Source organism: Bacillus sp. LR_5 (assembly GCF_042709275.1).
This window is the reverse complement of record NZ_JAVAXX010000002.1, coordinates 118602-138599: the sequence shown is the minus strand read 5'-3', so window position 1 is coordinate 138599 and position 19998 is coordinate 118602. Positions and strand designations below refer to the sequence as shown.

General features: G+C 46.5%; 22 protein-coding genes and 1 riboswitch. Of the genes, 5 read left to right on the top strand and 17 right to left on the bottom strand.

The genetic code is table 11. The features are described from left to right. Nucleotides 1-60: 60 nt before the first annotated feature. The 5 genes from ykkD to RAC86_RS01580 form a co-directional block, all read right to left on the bottom strand. Nucleotides 61-378, bottom strand: coding sequence for a multidrug efflux SMR transporter subunit YkkD (gene ykkD / locus RAC86_RS01600; protein ID WP_003218500.1), 318 nt, complete (start codon nt 376-378; stop codon nt 61-63). Further along, a complete protein-coding gene (gene ykkC, locus RAC86_RS01595) occupies nt 378-716 on the bottom strand; it encodes a multidrug efflux SMR transporter subunit YkkC (RefSeq protein ID WP_014113527.1) in 339 nt (112 codons plus the stop codon). The genes ykkD and ykkC overlap by 1 nt, the downstream gene beginning before the upstream one ends. A 78-nt stretch (nt 717-794) precedes the next feature. After that, nucleotides 795-906, bottom strand: a riboswitch (guanidine-I (ykkC/yxkD leader). Nucleotides 907-938: 32 nt separating this feature from the next. Beyond that, entirely contained in the window at nt 939-1454 is a 516-nt protein-coding gene (locus tag RAC86_RS01590; RefSeq protein ID WP_072566166.1) for a GNAT family N-acetyltransferase, read from the bottom strand. Continuing rightward, the gene (locus tag RAC86_RS01585; RefSeq protein ID WP_072566165.1) at nt 1444-1968 is read right to left on the bottom strand and encodes a DinB family protein; all 525 of its coding nucleotides are present in this window, start codon (nt 1966-1968) and stop codon (nt 1444-1446) included. Before RAC86_RS01585 ends, RAC86_RS01590 begins: the two co-directional genes overlap by 11 nt. Nucleotides 1969-2060: 92 nt before the next feature. After that, complete coding sequence (locus RAC86_RS01580) at nt 2061-2792, bottom strand: DUF421 domain-containing protein (RefSeq protein WP_014113524.1); 732 nt, start codon at nt 2790-2792, stop codon at nt 2061-2063. Between the two features lie 153 nt (nt 2793-2945). Here RAC86_RS01580 and RAC86_RS01575 point away from each other — a divergent pair, with 153 nt between their 5' ends. Continuing rightward, complete coding sequence (locus RAC86_RS01575) at nt 2946-3176, top strand: hypothetical protein (protein ID WP_014113523.1); 231 nt, start codon at nt 2946-2948, stop codon at nt 3174-3176. A 77-nt stretch (nt 3177-3253) separates the two neighbouring features. On the opposite strand, the gene hmpA is transcribed toward RAC86_RS01575, so the two are convergent. Both hmpA and RAC86_RS01565 read right to left on the bottom strand, forming a co-directional pair. Continuing rightward, entirely contained in the window at nt 3254-4453 is a 1200-nt protein-coding gene (gene hmpA / locus RAC86_RS01570; protein ID WP_072566164.1) for an NO-inducible flavohemoprotein, read from the bottom strand. Between the two features lie 246 nt (nt 4454-4699). After that, complete coding sequence (locus RAC86_RS01565; protein WP_041520929.1) at nt 4700-5218, bottom strand: acyl-CoA thioesterase; 519 nt, start codon at nt 5216-5218, stop codon at nt 4700-4702. A 188-nt stretch (nt 5219-5406) separates the two neighbouring features. Here RAC86_RS01565 and RAC86_RS01560 point away from each other — a divergent pair, with 188 nt between their 5' ends. Continuing rightward, nucleotides 5407-6267, top strand: a complete 861-nt coding sequence (locus RAC86_RS01560; RefSeq protein ID WP_014113520.1) for a dimethylarginine dimethylaminohydrolase family protein — start codon at nt 5407-5409, stop codon at nt 6265-6267. Nucleotides 6268-6354: 87 nt separating this feature from the next. Continuing rightward, on the top strand, nt 6355-7401 hold the full coding sequence (gene pgl / locus RAC86_RS01555) for a 6-phosphogluconolactonase (RefSeq protein ID WP_072566163.1): 1047 nt from the start codon (nt 6355-6357) through the stop codon (nt 7399-7401). A gap of 38 nt (nt 7402-7439) precedes the next feature. Here pgl and RAC86_RS01550 read toward each other — a convergent pair whose 3' ends face one another. From RAC86_RS01550 to proG, 10 genes are all read right to left on the bottom strand, one after another. After that, nucleotides 7440-8429 carry an ABC transporter ATP-binding protein gene (locus RAC86_RS01550; protein ID WP_072566162.1) on the bottom strand — a complete coding sequence of 330 codons (990 nt, stop codon included), beginning with the start codon at nt 8427-8429 and terminating at the stop codon, nt 7440-7442. A gap of 12 nt (nt 8430-8441) precedes the next feature. Then, on the bottom strand, nt 8442-9332 hold the full coding sequence (gene eepC / locus RAC86_RS01545) for a gamma-D-glutamyl-L-lysine dipeptidyl-peptidase (RefSeq protein WP_072182945.1): 891 nt from the start codon (nt 9330-9332) through the stop codon (nt 8442-8444). Continuing rightward, nucleotides 9329-10429, bottom strand: coding sequence for an L-Ala-D/L-Glu epimerase (ykfB, locus tag RAC86_RS01540; RefSeq protein ID WP_072566161.1), 1101 nt, complete (start codon nt 10427-10429; stop codon nt 9329-9331). Before ykfB ends, eepC begins: the two co-directional genes overlap by 4 nt. After that, on the bottom strand, nt 10426-11385 hold the full coding sequence (locus RAC86_RS01535; RefSeq protein WP_072182947.1) for a S66 peptidase family protein: 960 nt from the start codon (nt 11383-11385) through the stop codon (nt 10426-10428). Before RAC86_RS01535 ends, ykfB begins: the two co-directional genes overlap by 4 nt. 87 nt (nt 11386-11472) lie before the next feature. Continuing rightward, on the bottom strand, nt 11473-13122 hold the full coding sequence (gene dppE, locus RAC86_RS01530; RefSeq protein ID WP_072566835.1) for a dipeptide ABC transporter substrate-binding protein DppE: 1650 nt from the start codon (nt 13120-13122) through the stop codon (nt 11473-11475). A 2-nt stretch (nt 13123-13124) separates the two neighbouring features. Continuing rightward, nucleotides 13125-14132: a dipeptide ABC transporter ATP-binding subunit DppD gene (gene dppD, locus RAC86_RS01525; protein ID WP_014113513.1), complete on the bottom strand. Its 1008-nt coding sequence runs from the start codon at nt 14130-14132 to the stop codon at nt 13125-13127. A 4-nt stretch (nt 14133-14136) separates the two neighbouring features. Beyond that, entirely contained in the window at nt 14137-15099 is a 963-nt protein-coding gene (gene dppC / locus RAC86_RS01520) for a dipeptide ABC transporter permease DppC (protein ID WP_061187308.1), read from the bottom strand. A 5-nt stretch (nt 15100-15104) separates the two neighbouring features. Continuing rightward, nucleotides 15105-16031 (bottom strand): dipeptide ABC transporter permease DppB, encoded by a 927-nt coding sequence (gene dppB, locus RAC86_RS01515; RefSeq protein ID WP_003218480.1) that lies wholly within the window; start codon nt 16029-16031, stop codon nt 15105-15107. 15 nt (nt 16032-16046) lie between these two features. Beyond that, on the bottom strand, nt 16047-16871 hold the full coding sequence (gene dppA, locus RAC86_RS01510) for a D-aminopeptidase DppA (protein WP_072566160.1): 825 nt from the start codon (nt 16869-16871) through the stop codon (nt 16047-16049). A gap of 324 nt (nt 16872-17195) precedes the next feature. Beyond that, nucleotides 17196-18014: a pyrroline-5-carboxylate reductase ProG gene (gene proG / locus RAC86_RS01505; RefSeq protein WP_072566159.1), complete on the bottom strand. Its 819-nt coding sequence runs from the start codon at nt 18012-18014 to the stop codon at nt 17196-17198. 171 nt (nt 18015-18185) lie between these two features. Between proG and htrA the strand changes: the two genes are divergently transcribed. Both htrA and RAC86_RS01495 read left to right on the top strand, forming a co-directional pair. Continuing rightward, entirely contained in the window at nt 18186-19544 is a 1359-nt protein-coding gene (htrA, locus tag RAC86_RS01500) for a serine protease HtrA (RefSeq protein ID WP_072566158.1), read from the top strand. 158 nt (nt 19545-19702) lie between these two features. Further along, nucleotides 19703-19879, top strand: coding sequence for a hypothetical protein (locus tag RAC86_RS01495; protein WP_061187304.1), 177 nt, complete (start codon nt 19703-19705; stop codon nt 19877-19879). The last annotated feature ends 119 nt before the right edge of the window (nt 19880-19998 follow it).

Genomic DNA, 19998 nt, shown 5'->3' with positions numbered 1-19998 from the left:
TCTTATCTTTGTAAGTCTAAACTATTTATCCATTATACTGAAGATTTGATAAAAATCAATTTATGACAGAATTTTTAAACCGACCGCTGAACATAAAATCAAAGCGATAAAAAAGATCCGTTTGGCGTCTTTCGGCTCCTTGTAAAAGAGGATGCCAACAAGCGCTCCGCCGGCGGTGCCAATGCCTGTCCAGACAGCGTAAGCCGTGCCCATTGGAATGGTTTCCATGGCATACGACAGCAAGGAAAATGAAGCGGCAAAACCAACAATGATCAACAGCACCCATTTCACGCTTTTTTCTTTCGCATATTGATTCATAAGGGCCACGCCGGCCATCTCCAAACAGCCCGCGCACAATAAACTGATCCAGTGCAGCATTATGCCTCGCCTCCTTTTTCCTCTGTCTCATCCTGTGTCACAAGCTTTAATCCGATTACACCGATGAGGAGCACGCCGATTAACAAAAGCTTCGGCCATCCAATCGGCTCATGAAACAGAATGATTTCACTCAGCACTGTCCCTGCCGTTCCGAGTCCGGTAAAAACGGCATACACGGTTCCGACAGGAAGACTGTTTGTCGCCTTCATTAAAAGATAAAAGCTGACTATGATGCCAACGGCAGTGCCGCTCCATGTTAAAGCTGAGTCAGCATGCTTTAAGCCTACCACCCAAACCACCTCGAAAACGGCGGCAAGCACGACTAATCCCCATTTCATTTCAAGTCATTCCTTTCTTTCCAGTAAGATTCTCCGAAAACAAAAAAAACCCCGGACAGTCGTCTCTCATGAGATTGACTCTCCCGGGCTTTTTTCCCTCCGTGTGCATACACGCTTCTATTTACGCGTATGTGTTTTCTCTCGGACCAGTCCATGTCCATTGACACGCGGAACCCTAGAAAACTTTACCTGACATCATGATACTAAACTCAGCTCTATCTTTCAATTGTAAGATTTTCTTTCATATACTGCGATTGGTTTATTCCATTTTCTGATCGTTCTATCATAAAGCATGCCAATTTTCTCTGCTACCCGTATGGACGCTTTGTTATTAGGGTCAATCAAAGCCGCCATTTTGCCGAACTGCCGCTCGTTGAAGCCGTAGTCCAGGCAGGCCCGAGCCGCTTCTTGCGCATAGCCGTTCCCCCAGTGGCGGCAGGCAAACATATAGCCGATTTCCATTACTGTTTGATTTTCGACCTGCTGAGGAACGATGCCGCATTGCCCCAAAAAGTCCCCTGTCCGCTTATCTTCGGTGATCCACAGACTGACGCCGTACCCTTTTTCATTTCTTTTGTTCCAATTGATCCACTCGCGGGTTTGCCTTTTATCTTTTAAACCGGAATAATATTTCATGACATCAGGATCGTTAAAAAGCTCAAACAAAGAGGCTTGATCCCGATCTTCCATACAGCGCAAACGAATTCGATCGGTCAGCAGCTTCGTTTTAGCGCTCATATTTCGCTACATCCTGCTTCCATTCTTTTTTGAGGGCTTCAATGTGTGCTTGATGATAGCGGTTATGATCCGCCATATGCCAAATGCCCCACCGTATGGTCGCGGTGTCACCATCGTAAGAAAGCGGCTGATGCAAATCATTTTCAGTTAAGGTGTAACATAATGATTTCAGCTCGTTTACCACATGCTGATGTCTTTTCAGGAGTTCATCTAATCCGGGCTGATTCTCCGGTTCAGGAAGCCGTCCGCTTTCATCTGTCATCGGGCCGTATACCTGTTCAATATGATCTGGTAGCCGGTTTTCCTTGATACGCCAGACCCATCTGATATCAACATTTGAGATATGGTGCAAAAGCTGAGCTGTGCTGTTTTTTGTTTGGCAGCGCCCCTTATAGTAAAGTTCATTGTGTGTCATGTGACTTACGATAGAACCTAGACGGAGACTGTTTTCTTCCACTGCTGAATACAACAGACTGACCGTTGGTGCCATATCGTTTCTGAATAAGTCCTTCATGTTCAGTTCCCCTCCTAACTAGGTACATTTGACACCAAACAAAAATTCCCTTTAAAAAAGAAAAAAGCTCTCGTTAAAAATAGAGAGCAATCTTAATTGTTATTTCCCGGTTTATATAAATAAGGATCATGCTGCGGTTCGTTTGAGGTATTCAAATCAAGCGATATATCACCGCGGGCATTCATCGTGCCAAGCGTGATCAAGGAGAGCCGTTTGGGGCTGTATCCTTTTTCCTCAAGCTTCTCAAACAGCCAGGTTCGGTTTTTTTGGAGGTATTTCAAATTATGATCAAGGATTTCGCCGTCCAGTATGAGAGGAATCGGGATAAAATTCCGTTCAGCTTCCATATTCAAATCCCGCACCTGCACCGCTCTCGCTTCCTCTTTTGGAATGACGCTTACTTCTCCTGTTTCTTCAATGATGGCAAGATCAATGTCAGCCGGATCGGCATAGCCCTTTTCCCTTAGTTTTCCGAGCAGTTCATTAACCGTCAGCCTTTCTTTACGAAGTCCGCGTTCATCAATATCCCCGTTTCGGATTAAGACAGTCGGGCTTACGACCAGCAGCCAGCGCCATTTATTAGAAAGAGAGAGCTTGCTCATCAGAAGATAAAGCACCAAAAAAGAGCCCGCGTAATAAATCGACATCGGCAGCCTGGATGTAAGAATCGGCTCACTGATAATGGTTCCGATTGCGAAGGTCAAAAGCAGATCAAAATTGTTCATTTGTGACACAGCTTTTTTACCAGCAAGCCGAAACAGAATATACGCAATCGAAAATACGATAATTGGCTTCAGTAAAAATGCCCATACCATCCACAACACCGATCTTACCTCCATCCGCTGGTCATTTTGAGCCTATTGTTCCCCGAGGCAGACCCTCTATGCATCATTCCCTTTTATCCGGTTCTAAATAGGCGAACGTGCAGATCGGCGGCACATAACATAATAGAAAATGACATCGATTGGAGGCGCAAAATGAAACATCAGAAAACGAATACCCATTGGCCCTATGATCTGTCATCGGCTCCTCATCCCGCCGGCTATAAGCAACAGCAGTCTTTCGACAGGCTAGCCGGTTTAGAGCTGAAAATGGAGCAATTAATCAGAGCGATTGAGATAAACAATGAATTGCTGAGAACGATGCAAGAACAGCAAAACCGTGTATGCACAAGCGGCGGAGGCGGGTCAGTGATTGTCCGGATGTAGAAGCAGGCGCTTGTCCGCCTTCTTCTATCTCAATAAAAAACTCTTCTCAAGAAAAGAGAAGAGTTTCATTTATGTGATCAAACGGACTGTGCCATACTTAATTGCGGGCCGAACAGCTCGTAATGGATAGACTCCGGCGCTGATCCAAGGTCTGACACAAGTTTATGCATTGCTGTAATAAATGACTGTGAACCGCAAATATAATAATCCGCATCTGTATTGGCAATCAGTTCTTTTAGGAACTGCTGATCAATCTGTCCTTCATGAAATTGAAGATCACCTGCACGGTCTTCCTCTGTCGGCTCGCGATACACAAATGCTGTCTTGACAGAAGAATGGTTTCCCGCTTCTTCCACCTCATGACGCAATGCGTGATACTCACTGTTTTTCGCGGCATGAATGAACAGAATCTGCCGTTCAGGCTGCTTGGAAACAGACGTTTTCAGCATGCTTATCATTGGTGTAATGCCAACTCCGGCACTGATCAGAACGAGATCTTTTTGAGATGAAGCATCTAAAACAAAGTCCCCTGCCGGTGCGCTGATCTCTACTGAATCTCCCTCATGCAGTCCATAGTGTAAATAGGAAGACACGACACCGTCTTTCTTCACTGAAATGCGATAATAGTCTTTTCCCGGCATATCTGACAGACTGTATTGACGGATTTGCGTATATTCAGAATCAGGAATCTGCACTTTAATGCTGATATACTGCCCTGCTTGAAAATCAGGTAACGGCTTGCCGTCTTCCGGCTTCAGATAGAAGGATGTAATTTCTGTGCTTTCCCGCTCTTTTTTCGCGATAACGAACGGCTTATACTCCTTCCAGCCGCCAGTTTGCTGCTCCGCCTGCTCATACATTTCTTTTTCAATTCCGATGAACGCGTCAGCGATTACTCCGTACGCTTTCTCCCATGCCTGCATAATGTCAGGTGTTGCAGCGTCTCCCAGAACGTCTTTAATCGCAATCAGCAAATATTTTCCGACGATCGGGTAATGTTCAGCCTTAATTCCGATACTGCGGTGCTTATGGCCGATTTGTTTGACGACCGGAATGATATTTCCAAGCTGGTCAATATTTGCCGCAGCTGCAATAACGGCATTTGCAAGTGCAGCGCGCTGTGTTTTCTTTTTTTGGTTTGTTTGATTAAAAATGTTCAAAAGCTCTGGATGATCTTGAAACATCAGATCGTAAAAACGGCCAGTAATGGTTTCTCCATGCTGTTGTAATACGGGTACAGTGCTTTTAATGATTTCGATTGTTTTATTATCTAACATCGTATAAACAATCCCTTCCAAAAAGATGTATTTAAAATATATCTTTAAAATACATGATCTCACGAATAAAAGATATATTTAAAATGAATCTTTAATAAAGTTGTCACAAAATTATCAATTTAACGTGACAATTGTTGCTTTTTATAAAATCCCCTAGCAAAAACGGACTAACCATTGTAATTATCACCATCAGAAAAGTGAAAAGCACAAAAAAACCCAAAACAACTTATGTTTTGGGTTTAACGTTTACCAAGGCTTTTCAGTTCCGAGCGCATTTGCAAGCGCTTGGCTGTGTTTTTTGCGGTTCTTTCGTTCATTAGCGCGCTGAACCGCTGTATTATGCAGCATAATTTCTTCCTCTGTTTCCGGTACAACTCTCGGTACAGGCACCGGCTTGCCATTTGAATCTAATGCGACAAACGTCAAAAAGGATGTCGCAGCGAGCTCCCTTTCGCCAGTCATCAGGTGCTCCTTAATGACTTTTACAAACACCTCCATGGAAGATGTGCCGACCCATGTCACATATGACTCCAGGCAGACAGAATCCTTTTGCCCGATTGGCTTCAAAAAATCTACAGAGTCCATCGAAGCTGTTACTGTTTCCCGTCTGCAATGGCGCGCCGCGGAAATAGAAGCAATGTCGTCGATGTAGCTCATTAATTTTCCGCCAAACAGCGTATTATGATTGTTTGTATCAAGCGGGAACACCCTGCTGGTTTTTACAACCTTTGACTCTTTACAAAATTTTGTTTCCGGTGTTTCCATACCTTTCTCCCCTTTGATGTCTGATCGTTTAGTTAAATGCACTCATATTCTCCTATTAAACAATATTCTCTGCCATTTGTCTAAAATTTAAAATGCTTTGTCTGTCAGGATTTCTTGCTAAAACGTTTAATGATTTTCATGATGAGGGAATAATAAATGTATTCTTCACACGGTCAGGAGGACAAACAATGGACGTATCCATCCCGAAACATCAGCACAAAACGGTATGCCGAACGGAATACGGCACACTTCAGAAAGTCATTTTATGCAGACCCGAGCACATGACCATAAAAGATGTCATAAACGAAACCCAAAAACATTTTGAAGATGACAATATTCATGTCAAAACCGCCACAGATCAGCACAGCCGCTTAATTAAAGCACTCAGATCACACAACATTGAAGTCATTCTTTTGCCCGTGCGCGATGGGCTCCCCGAGCAGGTCTTCACCAGGGACATAGGGTTTGTCATCGGAGAAAAAGCCTTCCTCTCAAGCATGACTGAACCGATTCGCCAAGGGGAAGAAGCCATCATAAAAGATTTTTTTCACAGCCAAGGCATTTCTTACACCCGTATGCTTGATACAAGCATTGAAGGCGGTGACGTCATTATCGATGAAGATATCGTCTACGTCGGCATCAGCCAGCGCACCGACATGTCAGCCATTGGCCAGCTAAAAGAGGCGCTACCTGAATATACAGTCGTTCCCGTGCAGCTGCATGAAAAATTTTTGCATTTGGACTGCGTATTTAACATCGTATCTGAAAACGAAGCGTTAATTTATCCTAAAGCCCTTGAACCAGGGGCAGTTCATATGCTTGCAAAACGTTACGATCTCATTGAAGTGCCCGAGGACGAACAATTTACGCTTGGCACCAATGTCCTTTCAATCGGTAGAAAAACGATCATCAGCCTCCCTTGCAACCGCCATGTCAATCAACAGCTAACGAAAAGAGGCTATCATATCATCGAAATTGACCTGTCAGAAATTATTAAATCAGGCGGCTCCTTCAGATGCTGTACGATGCCGCTGATTCGCGGCGAGTGAAGAAATTCCCCTTTTTCATGTTTTGAACAGCTTATTTTATCAAGATACGTTAATATAGAGATGACATCATTTTAAGGGGGAAATCGCATGACAAAGTACATAGGATATGTCGGAACATATACAAAAGGCGGAAGCGAAGGGATTTATTCATTTGAGCTTGATACTGAGAAAAAAACACTTAGCGAGCCAAAGCTTGCCGCTAAGCTGGGCAACCCGACATATGTAACACCGAATAAAGACAACACCATTCTTTATTCAATTGAAAAAGCAGACGGCCAAGGCGGAGTTGCTGCCTATCAAATCGATAAAAACAGCGGTGAATTGACATTTCTGAATCATCAGTTAATTGATGGGCCATCGCCATGCCACGTAAGCGTCGATGATCAAAGTCAGTTCGTACTAACTGCCAATTATCACAGCGGGAAGGTACACGCTTTTCCGGTTCAGGAAGACGGAAGCTTGCAATCTCCTGCTGCAGAAGCCGCTCACACAGGAAAAGGACCGCACGAAAGACAGGAAAAGCCGCATACACACTACGCAGGGTTCACACCCGAACATAACTATGTCGTAGCGGTTGACTTAGGGACCGATAAGCTGTACACCTATAAGCTGAAAGACGGCGTATTGGCTGAATCCGGAAGCCATTCCTTCGCTCCCGGCGCAGGGCCTCGCCATATCGCTTTTCACCCGAAAGAAAAATACGCTTATGTGATGACAGAATTAAGCAATGAAGTGGTTGCGCTTGAATACAATCCGACAGCCGGCGAATTCAGAGAAATCCAAGTCGTCTCTGCCATCCCTGATGATTTTACAGATAACAGCCAGGGAAGTGCAATTCATGTCACACATGACGGCCGTTTTGTTTACGTCGCAAACCGCGGCCATGACAGTATCGCTGTATTTGAAGTGAATCAATATTCAGGCGAGCTGGCTTTCGTGGAAAGAGTTTCGACAGAAGGAAACTGGCCTCGGGACTTTGTATTTGATCCAACGGAAACATTCCTTGTCGCTTCAAATGAAGAAACAGGCAACCTTGTCCTGTTTGAAAGAGACAAAGAAACCGGCCGATTGACAGTGCTTCCATCAACTGTCTCTGTCCCTTACCCGGTTTGTGTGAAATTTTTACATCAATGATAAAAGCAAAGACTGGCTCCGGAGCCAGTCTTTTTTGATTATCTCACCTTTTCTGTCGTCTCAGCATTTCGATACAAATGGCAGGCGACAAATCGGCCGGCTTCAATTTCCTGAAGCTGAGGGCGGGATTCCCCGCATTCAGGCATCGCCTCCGGACAGCGGGTCCGAAACACGCAGCCGCTCGGCGGATTGACTGGGCTCGGCAGCTCTCCTTTTAAGAGGATGCGCTCACGCTTGTCCTCCAATTCAGGGTCTGGAATCGGAATCGAGGATAAAAGCGCCTTTGTATAGGGATGCAGCGGTTCGCGATACAAGGTGCCGCTCTCTGTAATTTCCATCATGTGCCCTAAGTACATCACACCGATCCTGTCACTGATATGCTTCACCATCGAAAGATCATGGGCAATAAATAAAAACGTGAGCCCTTTCTCTTTTTGAAGCCGCTTCAGCAGGTTGACCACCTGCGCTTGAACCGAGACATCAAGTGCAGAAATCGGTTCGTCTGCCACGATAAATTCAGGATTCAGCGACAGCGCTCTGGCAATCCCGATTCTTTGTCTCTGCCCGCCGCTGAATTCATGGGGATAACGGCTTCCAAAATCAGGGTGAAGCCCTACTGCCTCAAGCAGCTCGTCCACGACGAGAAGCCGCGCTTTGTGAGTATTGTAAAGGTTGTGGATTTCCATCGGCTCCAAAATGATTTCTCGAACGGTCATACGCGGGTTAAGCGAAGCATAAGGGTCCTGAAAAATCATCTGCAGCTTGCGGTTAAAGGCAAACGGCTCTTTCTCACTCAGTGAGTGGAGGTTGGTGCCGCGGTATTTCACACTTCCTTCTGTTGGCTGATAAAGGCGCATCAGCACTCTCCCCAAGGTTGATTTCCCGCACCCTGATTCACCGACTAGCCCAAACGTTTCTCCTTCATGAATCTGAAAGGTGACCCCATCGACGGCTTTAACTGTCCGCTTTTTTCCTGCGTCAAAATGCATTTTCAGCTGGCTGACCTCTAACAAAGGCAGTGGCGTCATTTGTCTCCCTCCTTATTCTGAAAAACAGCGGCGCACCGCACATCGTTCTTTTTCATAGATTGTCTCTTTTAATGTAAGAATTTCGATTGATTTTCCCGTCTTTGGAGAATGAATCATTTTCCCATCGCCGACGGACAGACCGACGTGATGAATCGCTCCTTTTCCTTCCTCGTAAGCAAAAAACAGCAGGTCACCGGCTTTCATATCATCAAGCGGGATTTCTTCCCCCGCCTTTGCCTGATCTCCTGCATCACGGGGGATGCTGTATCCATTGGCCTTAAATATACTGTACATAAACCCGGAGCAATCAAACCCAAACCCGCTGATCCCTCCCCACAGGTAGGAAAGCCCGAGAAAAAACGCCCCCGTTTGAATGATGTCTTCAGCAGTCCCTTTCTGTTCGCGGACAGGCACTGCATCAGTTTGCTTCACAAACCTTTCCCCAAAAACGGTCGAAACCTTAAAATATCCGTTTTCTTCTGCAATGAGGGGAAGAACCGTCAAAAAGCTCAGTTCGATCTCCTTTTCTCCATTGCTTTTGTACAAAAAGGCAGCAGGTTTGCTGATCATGACATCTTTTTGTGTATGGATGGGACTTGTTTTTTTCAGCTGGTTCTTTTTCATCCAGCCCGGATATCCGCGTGGATCTTTTCGGGATGGCTGGCTCGGCACGATCACAGAAACCCATTCACCCTGTTCCGCCGTCACCAGTACTTTTTCGCCAAAGAGAACCTGAGTTTGGATCACATTGTCTGTACATAATCCAAGCCGCTCATCATACGTCATGCGCTCCAGCCAGTCTCTGATCAATACGGTCGGACGAAGCATCGCTTGATCAGATGGCCGAGGTGAATCAGGCGCTGTCCAGATGTTGGCCACTGCTGATATGACAGTGTGCATCATTGCTCTATTTCCCCTTTCAAAAGCGCAGCTCCGGTGATTCCGAGACCCGGTCTGTCAGGCATCGCAATCGTGCTGCCGCTGTATGTTATGCCGCCTTTGATGACATCTGTTTTCAGCATCAGCGGCGCGTCAAAATCAAAGCGTGTGATGTTTCTTTTGCTTGCCGCAAAATGCGCCGCGGCCGTAATGCCCAGCTTCGTTTCAATCATGCTGCCGACCATGCACTCTACTCCGCACGCCTCAGCCATGGCATTGATTTTCTCTGCTCCGCTGATGCCGCCCGCTTTCATCAATTTAATATTGATCAAGTCAGCGCTCCGGGTTTGAAGAATTTCGAACGCCTGCCGCGGCGTAAAAACACTTTCATCGGCCATAATCGGTGTGTCTGTCGCATCTGTCACCTTTTTAAGCCCAGGGAGATCATCTTTATGGACAGGCTGCTCGACAAGCTCTATGCCAAGACCGGCATCCTCCATTTTCCGAATAGCAGTTACCGCTTCCTTCGGCGTCCACCCCTGATTGGCGTCTAAACGCAGTTTCACGGCTGATCCGACACGTTTTCTGATTTCCTGGATACGGGCGATATCTGTTGCGATTTCATCTTTTCCGACCTTTATTTTCAGCGTTTGAAAGCCTTGTTTGAGATAATTCTCGGCATCAGCTGCCATCTCTTCAGGTGAGTTGACACTGACGGTATAATCCGTTTCCAGCGTATCTCGGTATCCGCCAAGGATTTGATAAAGTGGCAGTCCGCACATCTGCGCCCAACCGTCGTATACCGCCATTTCCACAGCCGCCTTAGCGCTCATATTACCTGTCAGGAGGTGCTGGATGTCGTGCAGAATGGCCTCACAGCCGGACAGGCTTTTTCCAAGCAGTGCCGGCTTCAAGACATTGTGAATTGCACTTTCAATGCTATCCATGCTGTCTCCTGTAATCACTATCGTCGGGGGCGCTTCTCCCCATCCGATTGCGCCGCTGTCATAAGTGATTCTTACTATGACTGATTCAGCCGTATGCACAGTGCGAAGCGCAGTTTTAAACGGCTTTGTCAGCGGCACGGCGATTCGGCTTGTTTCTATTCGCGTGATTTTCATGTCTTCAGCGCCCCTTCTGAAACGCCCGCCTCGATCACGACTGTTTTTTGTGTTGTATTCATAGCAGCTTGCGCACCGATCGGAACGGCAAAACTCGGTGAACAGTGGCCGATTTTAAAACCTCTCAGAGCAGGTTTGCCTGCTGATACAATATAGTCATCAAGCACCTGCTCAAGCGACAGAGATTTTTCCCTCTTCACCGGGACACAGTTGTGAAAATCACAAACAAGAATTCCGGCTGCATCCGTCAGCTTTCCCGCCATCTTCAGCTGATTCAGCATCCGGTCGATTTGATATGGCTCCTCGTCAATATCTTCAATAAACAGAAGCTTCCCTCTCGTATCAATTTCAAACGGCGTGCCCAGCGTAGACGTCAGTAAAGAGAGATTTCCTCCGACAAGCTCGCCTTCCGCTTTTCCAGGAACAAGCACGGTCAGCGGAGAAAGGTCTTCTGTATAGGTGAATTCCCTCTCTTGGAAGAGCTGCTCATACGACGCTTTTGTCAGCGGGTGAACGTCGTCGAGACCAATATCTGAACTGAGCATCGGGCCATGGAAGGTGACAAGGCCTGTGTTTTGATGGATGGCAGTATGTAAAAACGTAATATCGCTGTATCCCCAGAAGATTTTAGGATGTTTGCGGATTAAGCTGAAATCAATGCCGGCGGCGATACGTCCTGTCCCAAAACCCCCGCATGCGCACAGCACTGCTTTTACCTCCTCGTCTCTGAACATCTCATGGAGATCAGCCAGCCGCTCATCATCCTGTCCCGCTAAATAGCCGTGCTGGTTTTTCAGTGCCTTGCCCAATTTCACCTGAAGTCCGAGCTCTTTTATAAATAAAAGCGCGGTGTCAAGCTGCTTTGGATCCGGCGGGCTTGCAGGCGCGATCACTCCGACTGTGTCACCCTTTTTCAGCGCTTTCGGCTTGTGATTCAACTGAATCACTCCTTTCATTTGCTCTGCACCCTACGTATACGTGCAAGAAAGAGAAAAAATACCGCTCCTTCGCATAAAGAAGCAGTATTTTCCCAATCGCCGGCGTCAGTTTTTATCCGCCCATTTTAAATCGATATAGCCGACAGGATGCCGGACGATTCCCTTTACATTTTCGTTTTGCAGGTTGACCTGGTTGTAGAAATAAACCGGAATGATCGGCGCTTCATTGACCAGCAGCTTTTCCGCTTGATGCATTAGGGAGAAACGCGTTTTTTCATCGGCTTCATGTTTCGCCCGCTTGATCAACTGATCGTATTCTTTATTGGCCCAGCCTGTGCGGTTCATCGAATTTCCTGTTTGGAAGGCTTCCAGAAAACTGATAGGGTCCGCGTAGTCAGGCAAAAATGAGCTTTGAGAGAATTGAAATTTCAGCGCTTTTTGATCCTCTAAAAATACGTTCCATTCCATATTGGCCAGCTTCACATCGACTCCAAGGGTATTTTTTAATTTTTGCTGGATCGCCTCAGCAATCTTTTTATGCTCCGGCTTTGTGCTGTAAGTAAGAGTAATCGCAGGAAGCTTATCATAGTTTTCTTCCTTCATGCCTTTTTCCAGCAGCTGCTTCGCTTTGCTTTCATTTGGTGTGACCAGGTCTCCGCCCGCTTCACGGAAATCCTTGCCGTCAGGCTGCGTAAATCCAGGCGATACAAAGGCGTGTGCCGGTTTTTCGTTATTTTTCGTGACGTACTTTACAATTTCCTCCTGATCGACAGCCATCGCAAAGGCTTTTCTGATGTTTTCATTTTGGAACGGCTCCATGTTCACATTAAACCGGTAGAAATAGAGGCCCGCCTGGTCAACAATACTGACATTGTCCTGATCCAGCAGCTGATCGCTTAATTCAGCAGGGACATAAGCGGTATCCAGTTCACCAGACTGAAACATCTGATAATCTGTATTTCTGTCACTGACCATCGCCCATTTCACCTTATCAAGCTTCACGGAATCTTTATCCCAATACGTGTCGCTTTTCTCCATTGTGATGCTGTCATCATGCTTCCATTCCGTCAGCTTAAACGGACCGTTCCCGACAAATGTATCTGCCTCAGCAAACCACTTTGGATTTTCTTTATCGACCTTTTCGTTTACTGGAAAATACGCCGGATTGGACACGACGCTGAGAAAATATTTTTGCGGTGCTTCAAGTGTTACTTCAAGGGTTCGATCATCCTTTGCCGACACCTTCACACCGTCTTTTTTCCCTTTCCCGCTGTTATACGCTTCGCCGCCTTCAATAAAATAGCCGAGAAACGCAGATGAAGCGCCTTTTTTCGGATCAAGCATCCGTTTCCACGCGTATTCAAAGTCTCCGGCCGTTACCGGATCTCCGTTTGTCCATTTCGCATTTTCTCGAATCGTAAATGTGTAGGTTTTTTTATCTTTTGATACAGACCACTTTTCCGCCATTGCCGGTTCAGGCTCATTCTCTTTGCCAAGACGTGTCAGCCCCTCCATGATGTTATTTAACGGCTGCCACGACACATTATTAAAACCGATCGGCGGATCGAACGAAGTCGGTTCATTTTCGTTATTTACATACAGCACCTTTTCCCCGCTTGTTTTTGCCTTATCATTACCGCTTTCCTTTCCGGCCTGTTCGTTCGCTGTACATCCCATCAGCGCAAACGAAAGTCCTAATGCAAGGCCCATTCCCCATAGCTTTTTCACTCGTTTCATCCTCTTCCCCCTTTTCATGATCAATCCTTCGCACCTCCGGACAGCATTGCATGTTCAGCCCGTTGATCCTGCAGCCAGCAGTTGACGGTGTGCGTGTCAGATCTGATGGTCTTGCCCGGGTATATCCTGTCACACACGATCATCCTGTTCGGACAGCGGGCGGCAAACGGGCAGCCTGGCGGAGGTGAAAATAAATCCGGCGGCGTTCCGTCAATCGGAATCAGCTCCGCGCCCTCCATATCCAACCTCGGGACAGAGTTCAGCAGCCCTTTCGTATAAGGGTGCTGCGGCTGATAAAAAATATCTTTTCTCGTGCCGATCTCCGCCATTTTACCGGCATACATAACTGCAACTCTGTCAGCAACCTGGGCAACGACCCCTAAATCGTGTGTAATCAAAATGACAGACACATTCGTTTTTCTCTGAATCTCTTTAAACAGCTCCAAAATCTGTGCCTGAATGGTTACGTCTAGAGCGGTGGTCGGTTCGTCTGCGATTAAAATATCAGGCTCGCAAATCAGCGCCATCGCAATGACAATCCGCTGTCTCATGCCGCCGCTGAATTGATGGGGATACTGTTTGAGACGCTCTTCGGGATCGGGAATGCCGACCAATGACAGCATGGAAAGCACCTCTTCCCGTACCGCCTTTTTGCTCATTTTTTTGTGGCGCAGGAGCGCTTCCCCCAGCTGATCTCCGACAGTCAGCGTCGGGTTTAACGCTGTCATCGGGTCTTGAAAAATCATAGATATGTCGGCTCCCCTTATGCTTCTCATTTCTTTGTCAGAGAGACGGCAAAGGTCTTTATTTTTAAATAGGATGCTGCCGTCCGTCACTTTCGCCGAATAGGGCGGAAGCAGGCCCATGATGCTTTGGGAGGTAACGCTTTTGCCGCAGCCGGATTCGCCGACGATTGCAAAGGTTTCACCTTGATACAAATCAAAGCTCACCCCTCTGACCGCCTGAACCGTCCCGCCGTAAGTCGTAAAAGAAACGTGCAGATTTTTGACTGACAGAACTTTTTCCATACAGCTACCTCCTCAGCTTAGGGTCGAGCGCATCCTGCAATCCGTCCCCCAGCACATTAAACGCATACATCGTCAAGGAGATGAAAAAGGCCGGAAAAAACAGGCGCCACCAATGCCCGGACAAAATCGTAGGCAGGCCGTCATTCGCCATCACACCCCAGCTTGCAAACGGAGCCTGTATGCCGAGGCCGAGAAAGCTTAAAAAAGATTCTGCGAATATAGCGGCAGGTACGGTTAATGTCATTTGTACGATGATCGCTCCCATTGTATTCGGCAGCAGATTCTTCCGGATGATACGAAAGGTTTTCGCACCAAAGGTTTTCGATGCGAGTACGTATTCATAATTTTTAATCTGAAGCACCTGTCCTCTTACAATTCTCGCCATCCCGACCCATCCGGTCACAGTCAGTGCCACAATAATGGTGCCCAGTCCCGGCCCCATCAGCACCATCAGCAAAATGACAACAAGGAGATACGGCAAGCCATACAGCACTTCGATAATCCGCATCATGATGCTGTCAGTCCTGCCGCCTTTATAGCCGGCAACGCCTCCGTAAATGACACCGATCACAAAATCAATCAGCGCTGCCATCACTCCGACAAATAACGAAATCCTCGCTCCATACCATGTTCGGGTAAACACATCCCGGCCGAGCTCATCGGTGCCGAACCAATGATCGGCTGAAGGCGGGAGATTTTGCTCGGTCAGCGATTGGCGCGCGACACTATGGGGCGATAAAAAGGGCCCAATAACTGCCATGACAAAAAGAAATAAAAGAATAAAGAGTCCCGCCATCGCTAATTTATTTTTCTTCAGCCTCCTCCAAGCATCCTGCGTGTATGACAAACTCGGCCGCTTGACCGAATCGGCTTCTCGATTTTTTTCCTGATTCGAGACAAACCACTCATCCGGCACCTGAATGTGCTGCTCTGGCTGGCGTTCATTTGTTTGTACAGGGAGATTCACACGCTTCACCCTTTCTTATGCAGTTTAATGCGCGGGTCCAGCAGACCGTAGGCCAAATCGACCAAAAACAGCATGATGATCAGAATGACGCTGTAAAAAACGGTCGTTCCCATAATCACGGGATAGTCCCGCTGATTAATACTTTCAACAAAATATTTTCCCATTCCCGGAATAGCAAAGATTTTTTCAATGACAAAGCTTCCTGTTAAAATACTTGCGACGAGTGTGCCCAGGACGGTAATGACGGGCATGAGTGCATTTCTGAGTGCGTGTTTTACGATAATTTTGAACGGAGAGAGCCCTTTTGCCTTTGCTGTGCGGATATAATCCTGTGTCAGGACTTCGACCATGCTTGACCGTGTCAGCCTAGCAATGATCGCCATTGGCCCTACAGCAAGCGCTGCGGTCGGAAGCACCATATGGATCGGGCTCGTCCATGTGGCAGCGGGAAATAGTTTGAGATTGACAGCAAATTGCTGAATGAGCAATGTTGCCAGAATAAAATTCGGGATGGAGATGCCGAGTACCGCGAGACTCATCGCGGCGTAGTCTAAAAAGCCATTACGGCGGAGCGCAGCGATTACGCCCAGCACCAGCCCAGAGATCACGGCTATGACAATGGCTGTCATTCCAAGCTCAAAGGAAACGGGAAATCCGCGTTCCAGCATATCATTTACGCTGTCTGACGGTTTTTTAATTGAAGGTCCGAAATCGAATGTAATGATGGATTTTAGGTAGATGATGTATTGGAAAATGAGAGGATCGTCTAAGTGATAGTAGGCTTCGAGATTTTTTTGAACGGCTTCATTTGTACCTCTCTCCTCGTTAAAAGGAGATCCGGGAATGACCTTCATGAGAACAAAAGTCAGGGTGGTAATCACCAAAATCGTAGCTACCATTGCCCAAAAACGCTTCATCATGTATCGCGCCAAAGCCTCAACACCCCTTTAGCAGAATGATGTCCGCATCGCAAGCTCAGTCATGACAAGCATCGCCTGATAGGCTTCAAGCATGTCCTTCGCCTGAAATTGAACGGTTGTGGTTCCCGGCTTTATTTCAGTTCCCGGCATCAGATTCGCCCATTCTGCTTGGCCGTAATTGGCGAACTCAATGCTCAGAACCGGTCTGTCAGGCGGTGTGAGTGGTTTGACTTTGTCCTTGTTTTGCAGGGCAAATGCGGTTTTTTCTGTCAGCAGCCGGCCGGCTTTCGCAGTGGACAAACACTTCACTGCGGATCTTGAAATGGTTTGTTTGACAGCGGCTGTCGTAACATTCGGAATGAGCTCTTCCGCTTCCTTTGCCGCCCGGTCATCTCCGGCTACCATTAAGACCGGGACATCATAATAACCGGCAACGTATGCATTTAACCCGAGCTCACCGACAGGCCGATCGTTTATGTAAAAATGACGGACGCCGAAAATCATGCTGTGTGACATCACACCGGGAGTTGAAGCTCTCGCATGATAACCGAGAAACAAAGCGCCTGTAAACGTATCATCCAGCCCCTCTACCATTGAAAATGGTTTGACGTCACCGGATATCAAGTCTGCTTCAGGGTGAAGCCTTTCAACCATCAGATTATTCATCTTCGAATGGCTGTCATTGACAAGCACCTCGGTACACCCGCTGTTAAACGCTTCGGCAATACAGTAGTTTGCTTCTTCAGTCATGATGAGCCGCCCGCGTTCATAATTGCGCTTGCCGGAATCCACAAAGGTATCGTCCGGAAGACCCGAAATACCTTCCATATCTACTGACATGTACAGTTTCATAACGCTCCTCCTTTTTTACTAAATTATGAATATTCTAACAAATTATATTAAAAAAAGAGGAAAAATGCAATATAACTGAAGGAAATCACAACGATTCAATGATAAAAAAAATCCTCTTTTAAGGATTCAACAGATAGTTGACAACATCCTAAAATGGTTTTCGTTTTAGGATGTTGTCATCATTTCAGCGTGATTGAAAACCCTTGAAGTCTAGGAAGGAGGAGCATTGGAGCAGGCCTTTCACAGAATGTGAGCACCAACACGCAGGACTGACAAAGAATGCGAGGCTTTGTCGACACGCTGAAGAATCCTCTTTCAAAGGATTCATGTCTGTTTCTCCGCCTGTTCTGTAAGCAGCTTATATTTTTTCAAGGTTCTTTTAAACACCTCATCAAAAACGTCCGGCACAGAGGCGTGTATCACTTCAGCTCCCTCACCTGTAATTCCGCCTTTCGTTGCGACACGTTCCAGCGTTTCCTCGAAAGACATCTTCTTTTCGATCAGCAGCTTGCCAGTTCCGTATAGTGAATGAATCAGAAAATCAAAGGCTTCTTCTTTGGACAGGCTGCTGTTTCTGACTGCAGACAGAGCCAGTTCTTCGAAGACTGCAGCTATGAACCCTGGTGCCGAGCTCGTCAAATTGCTGGCGGCATCCAAATTGGATTCTTTGATTTCTCGTACACGGCTGAAAACCGATAACAGTTCATTCAGGCGTTCTTTTTTATCCGCTGTCAGTGTTTCACTGTGAACGACAAGCGAGATGCCCGCTCCTGCTTCGGATGTAATCGCAGGAATGAAACGTGATATACCGGCTTCCGTTTCAGCCTCCAAAAGACGCAACGGCACACCGGCAGCAATGGAAACGATATGCGTATTCCTGTTCACATACGGGTGCAGACGGCGTAGCGCTTCAATCACATGTAGCGGCGGGACACATATAAAAATCAAACGGCACGTTGCCGCCCAGTTCTCGAGCGAATCAGCCGATACATTTGGATAATCTGACATCAGCGCCTGCAACCGCTCCCCCTTCGTTCTTGTTTCAATAAAGAGCTCATGCTCCTTGATTTGTTCATGCTTCAATAGCTGCCTGGCGATCATATCGGCCATGCTGCCATATCCAATCAATCCAATCTGTTCCATCGACTCAGTCCTTTCATATACAATATGAAGTGTACCGTTTTCCGCACTTTTTCACAATTTCCCATAATCTTTTCATTTTTATCCCACAGTTTTTGTTTATGATAAACTCAAGTCATAAACCTATCATAATCAAATAGAAATTAGTGAAAATAGAGAAACGGAGTGAACATGATGGATAACTATCGTGACGAAAATAGAACGGAAGGCAATGAGAGTGAGGTCTTTCTAGCGAAAGAGAACGATCAGAGCACCTCCTACTCAGCCCGCAATGTCATTCATGATCAGGAGAAGAAAAAACGTGGGTTCGGATGGTTCAGACCGCTGCTTGGCGGAGTGATCGGCGGCAGTCTCGCCCTTGGCATTTACACGTTTACACCGCTTGGCGACCATGATTCTCAGGACACTGCAAAACAATCAGCCAGCCAGCAGCAAACACAATCTGTTACAGCTAAAAGCACGTCCTCTGAATCTGGCAAAAGCTCGTCAAGCACAAGCAGCTCATCTGCATTTAAGAGCGAGGATTCTTCTAAAATCTCAGATATGGTGGAAGACATTTCACCGGCGATTGTCGGTATTACAAATCTTCAGGCTCAGTCAAACAGCTCTTTGTTCGGCTCTAGTTCATCTGGTTCCAGCGAAGATACAGAAAGCGGTTCAGGATCTGGTGTCATTTTCAAAAAAGAGAACGGCAAGGCTTATATTATTACGAATAACCACGTCGTAGAAGGTGCATCTTCACTGAAGGTCTCTTTATATGACGGCACTGAGGTGACAGCAAAGCTGGTAGGCAGTGACTCCTTAACAGATTTAGCGGTCCTCCAAATCAGTGATGACCACGTAACAAAAGTGGCAAGCTTCGGTGATTCATCTGATCTCAGAACAGGCGAGACCGTCATTGCGATTGGAGATCCGCTCGGAAAAGACCTGTCCCGCACAGTAACACAAGGAATTGTAAGCGGTGTGGACAGAACGGTTTCAATGTCAACATCAGCCGGTCAAACAAGCATTAATGTGATACAGACTGACGCGGCAATTAACCCAGGTAACAGCGGCGGTCCATTGTTAAATACTTCCGGCAAAATTGTCGGCATTAACAGTATGAAAATCAGTGAAGATGATGTAGAGGGCATCGGATTTGCAATTCCAAGCAATGACGTAAAACCGATTGCAGAAGAATTGCTGTCTAAAGGACAAATTGAACGTCCGTATATCGGTGTCAGCATGCTTGATTTAGAACAAGTGCCGCAAAACTACCAAGAAGGCACACTCGGCCTGTTCGGCAATCAGCTAAATAAGGGCGTATACATCCGTGAGGTCGCTTCAGGCTCTCCTGCTGAAAAGGCTGGATTGAAAGCGGAGGATATTATCATCAGCCTGAAAGGCAAAGAAATCGATACAGGCAGTGAATTGCGCAATATCTTATATAAGGACGCAAACATCGGTGACACTGTTGAAGTGAAAATTCTCAGAAACGGCAAAGAAATGACGAAAAAAATCAAACTCGACCAAAAAGAAGAAACAACTTCGTAAGACATAACGCCTCAGGCCGCAAAAGCGGTCTGAGGCTTTTTTATTAGACTAGAGACCTAACTGCTCTATGAAACTTTCTTCCGAGGCATCCGTATATATGACAGACTGACATCATTCTCATCCGATGCTTGAGACATCGTTTACTAGGAGGTATGAACATGAAAACCGTGGCATTGAGTATGATCTGCGCAGGATTGGCTTTTCTTTCGCTAAGCTTTCTTCTCTCTGAATCGACGTTGACGTGGGGAGTTGTACTGGGTACCAGTATTCTATTAAACGTCACTGGTACGGCAGTGATCATGCGTTTCTTAAAAGCCCCCCAATATAACAGCTGACATGCAGCAAAGCCGAAGACGAAATCTTTAAGCTTTGCTGTTTTTATTTCAGCATGACTGAACCGCAGTGCAAGTTCACAATCCCTTTGTCCTATAAAACGATCAGCATCTGTTACTTT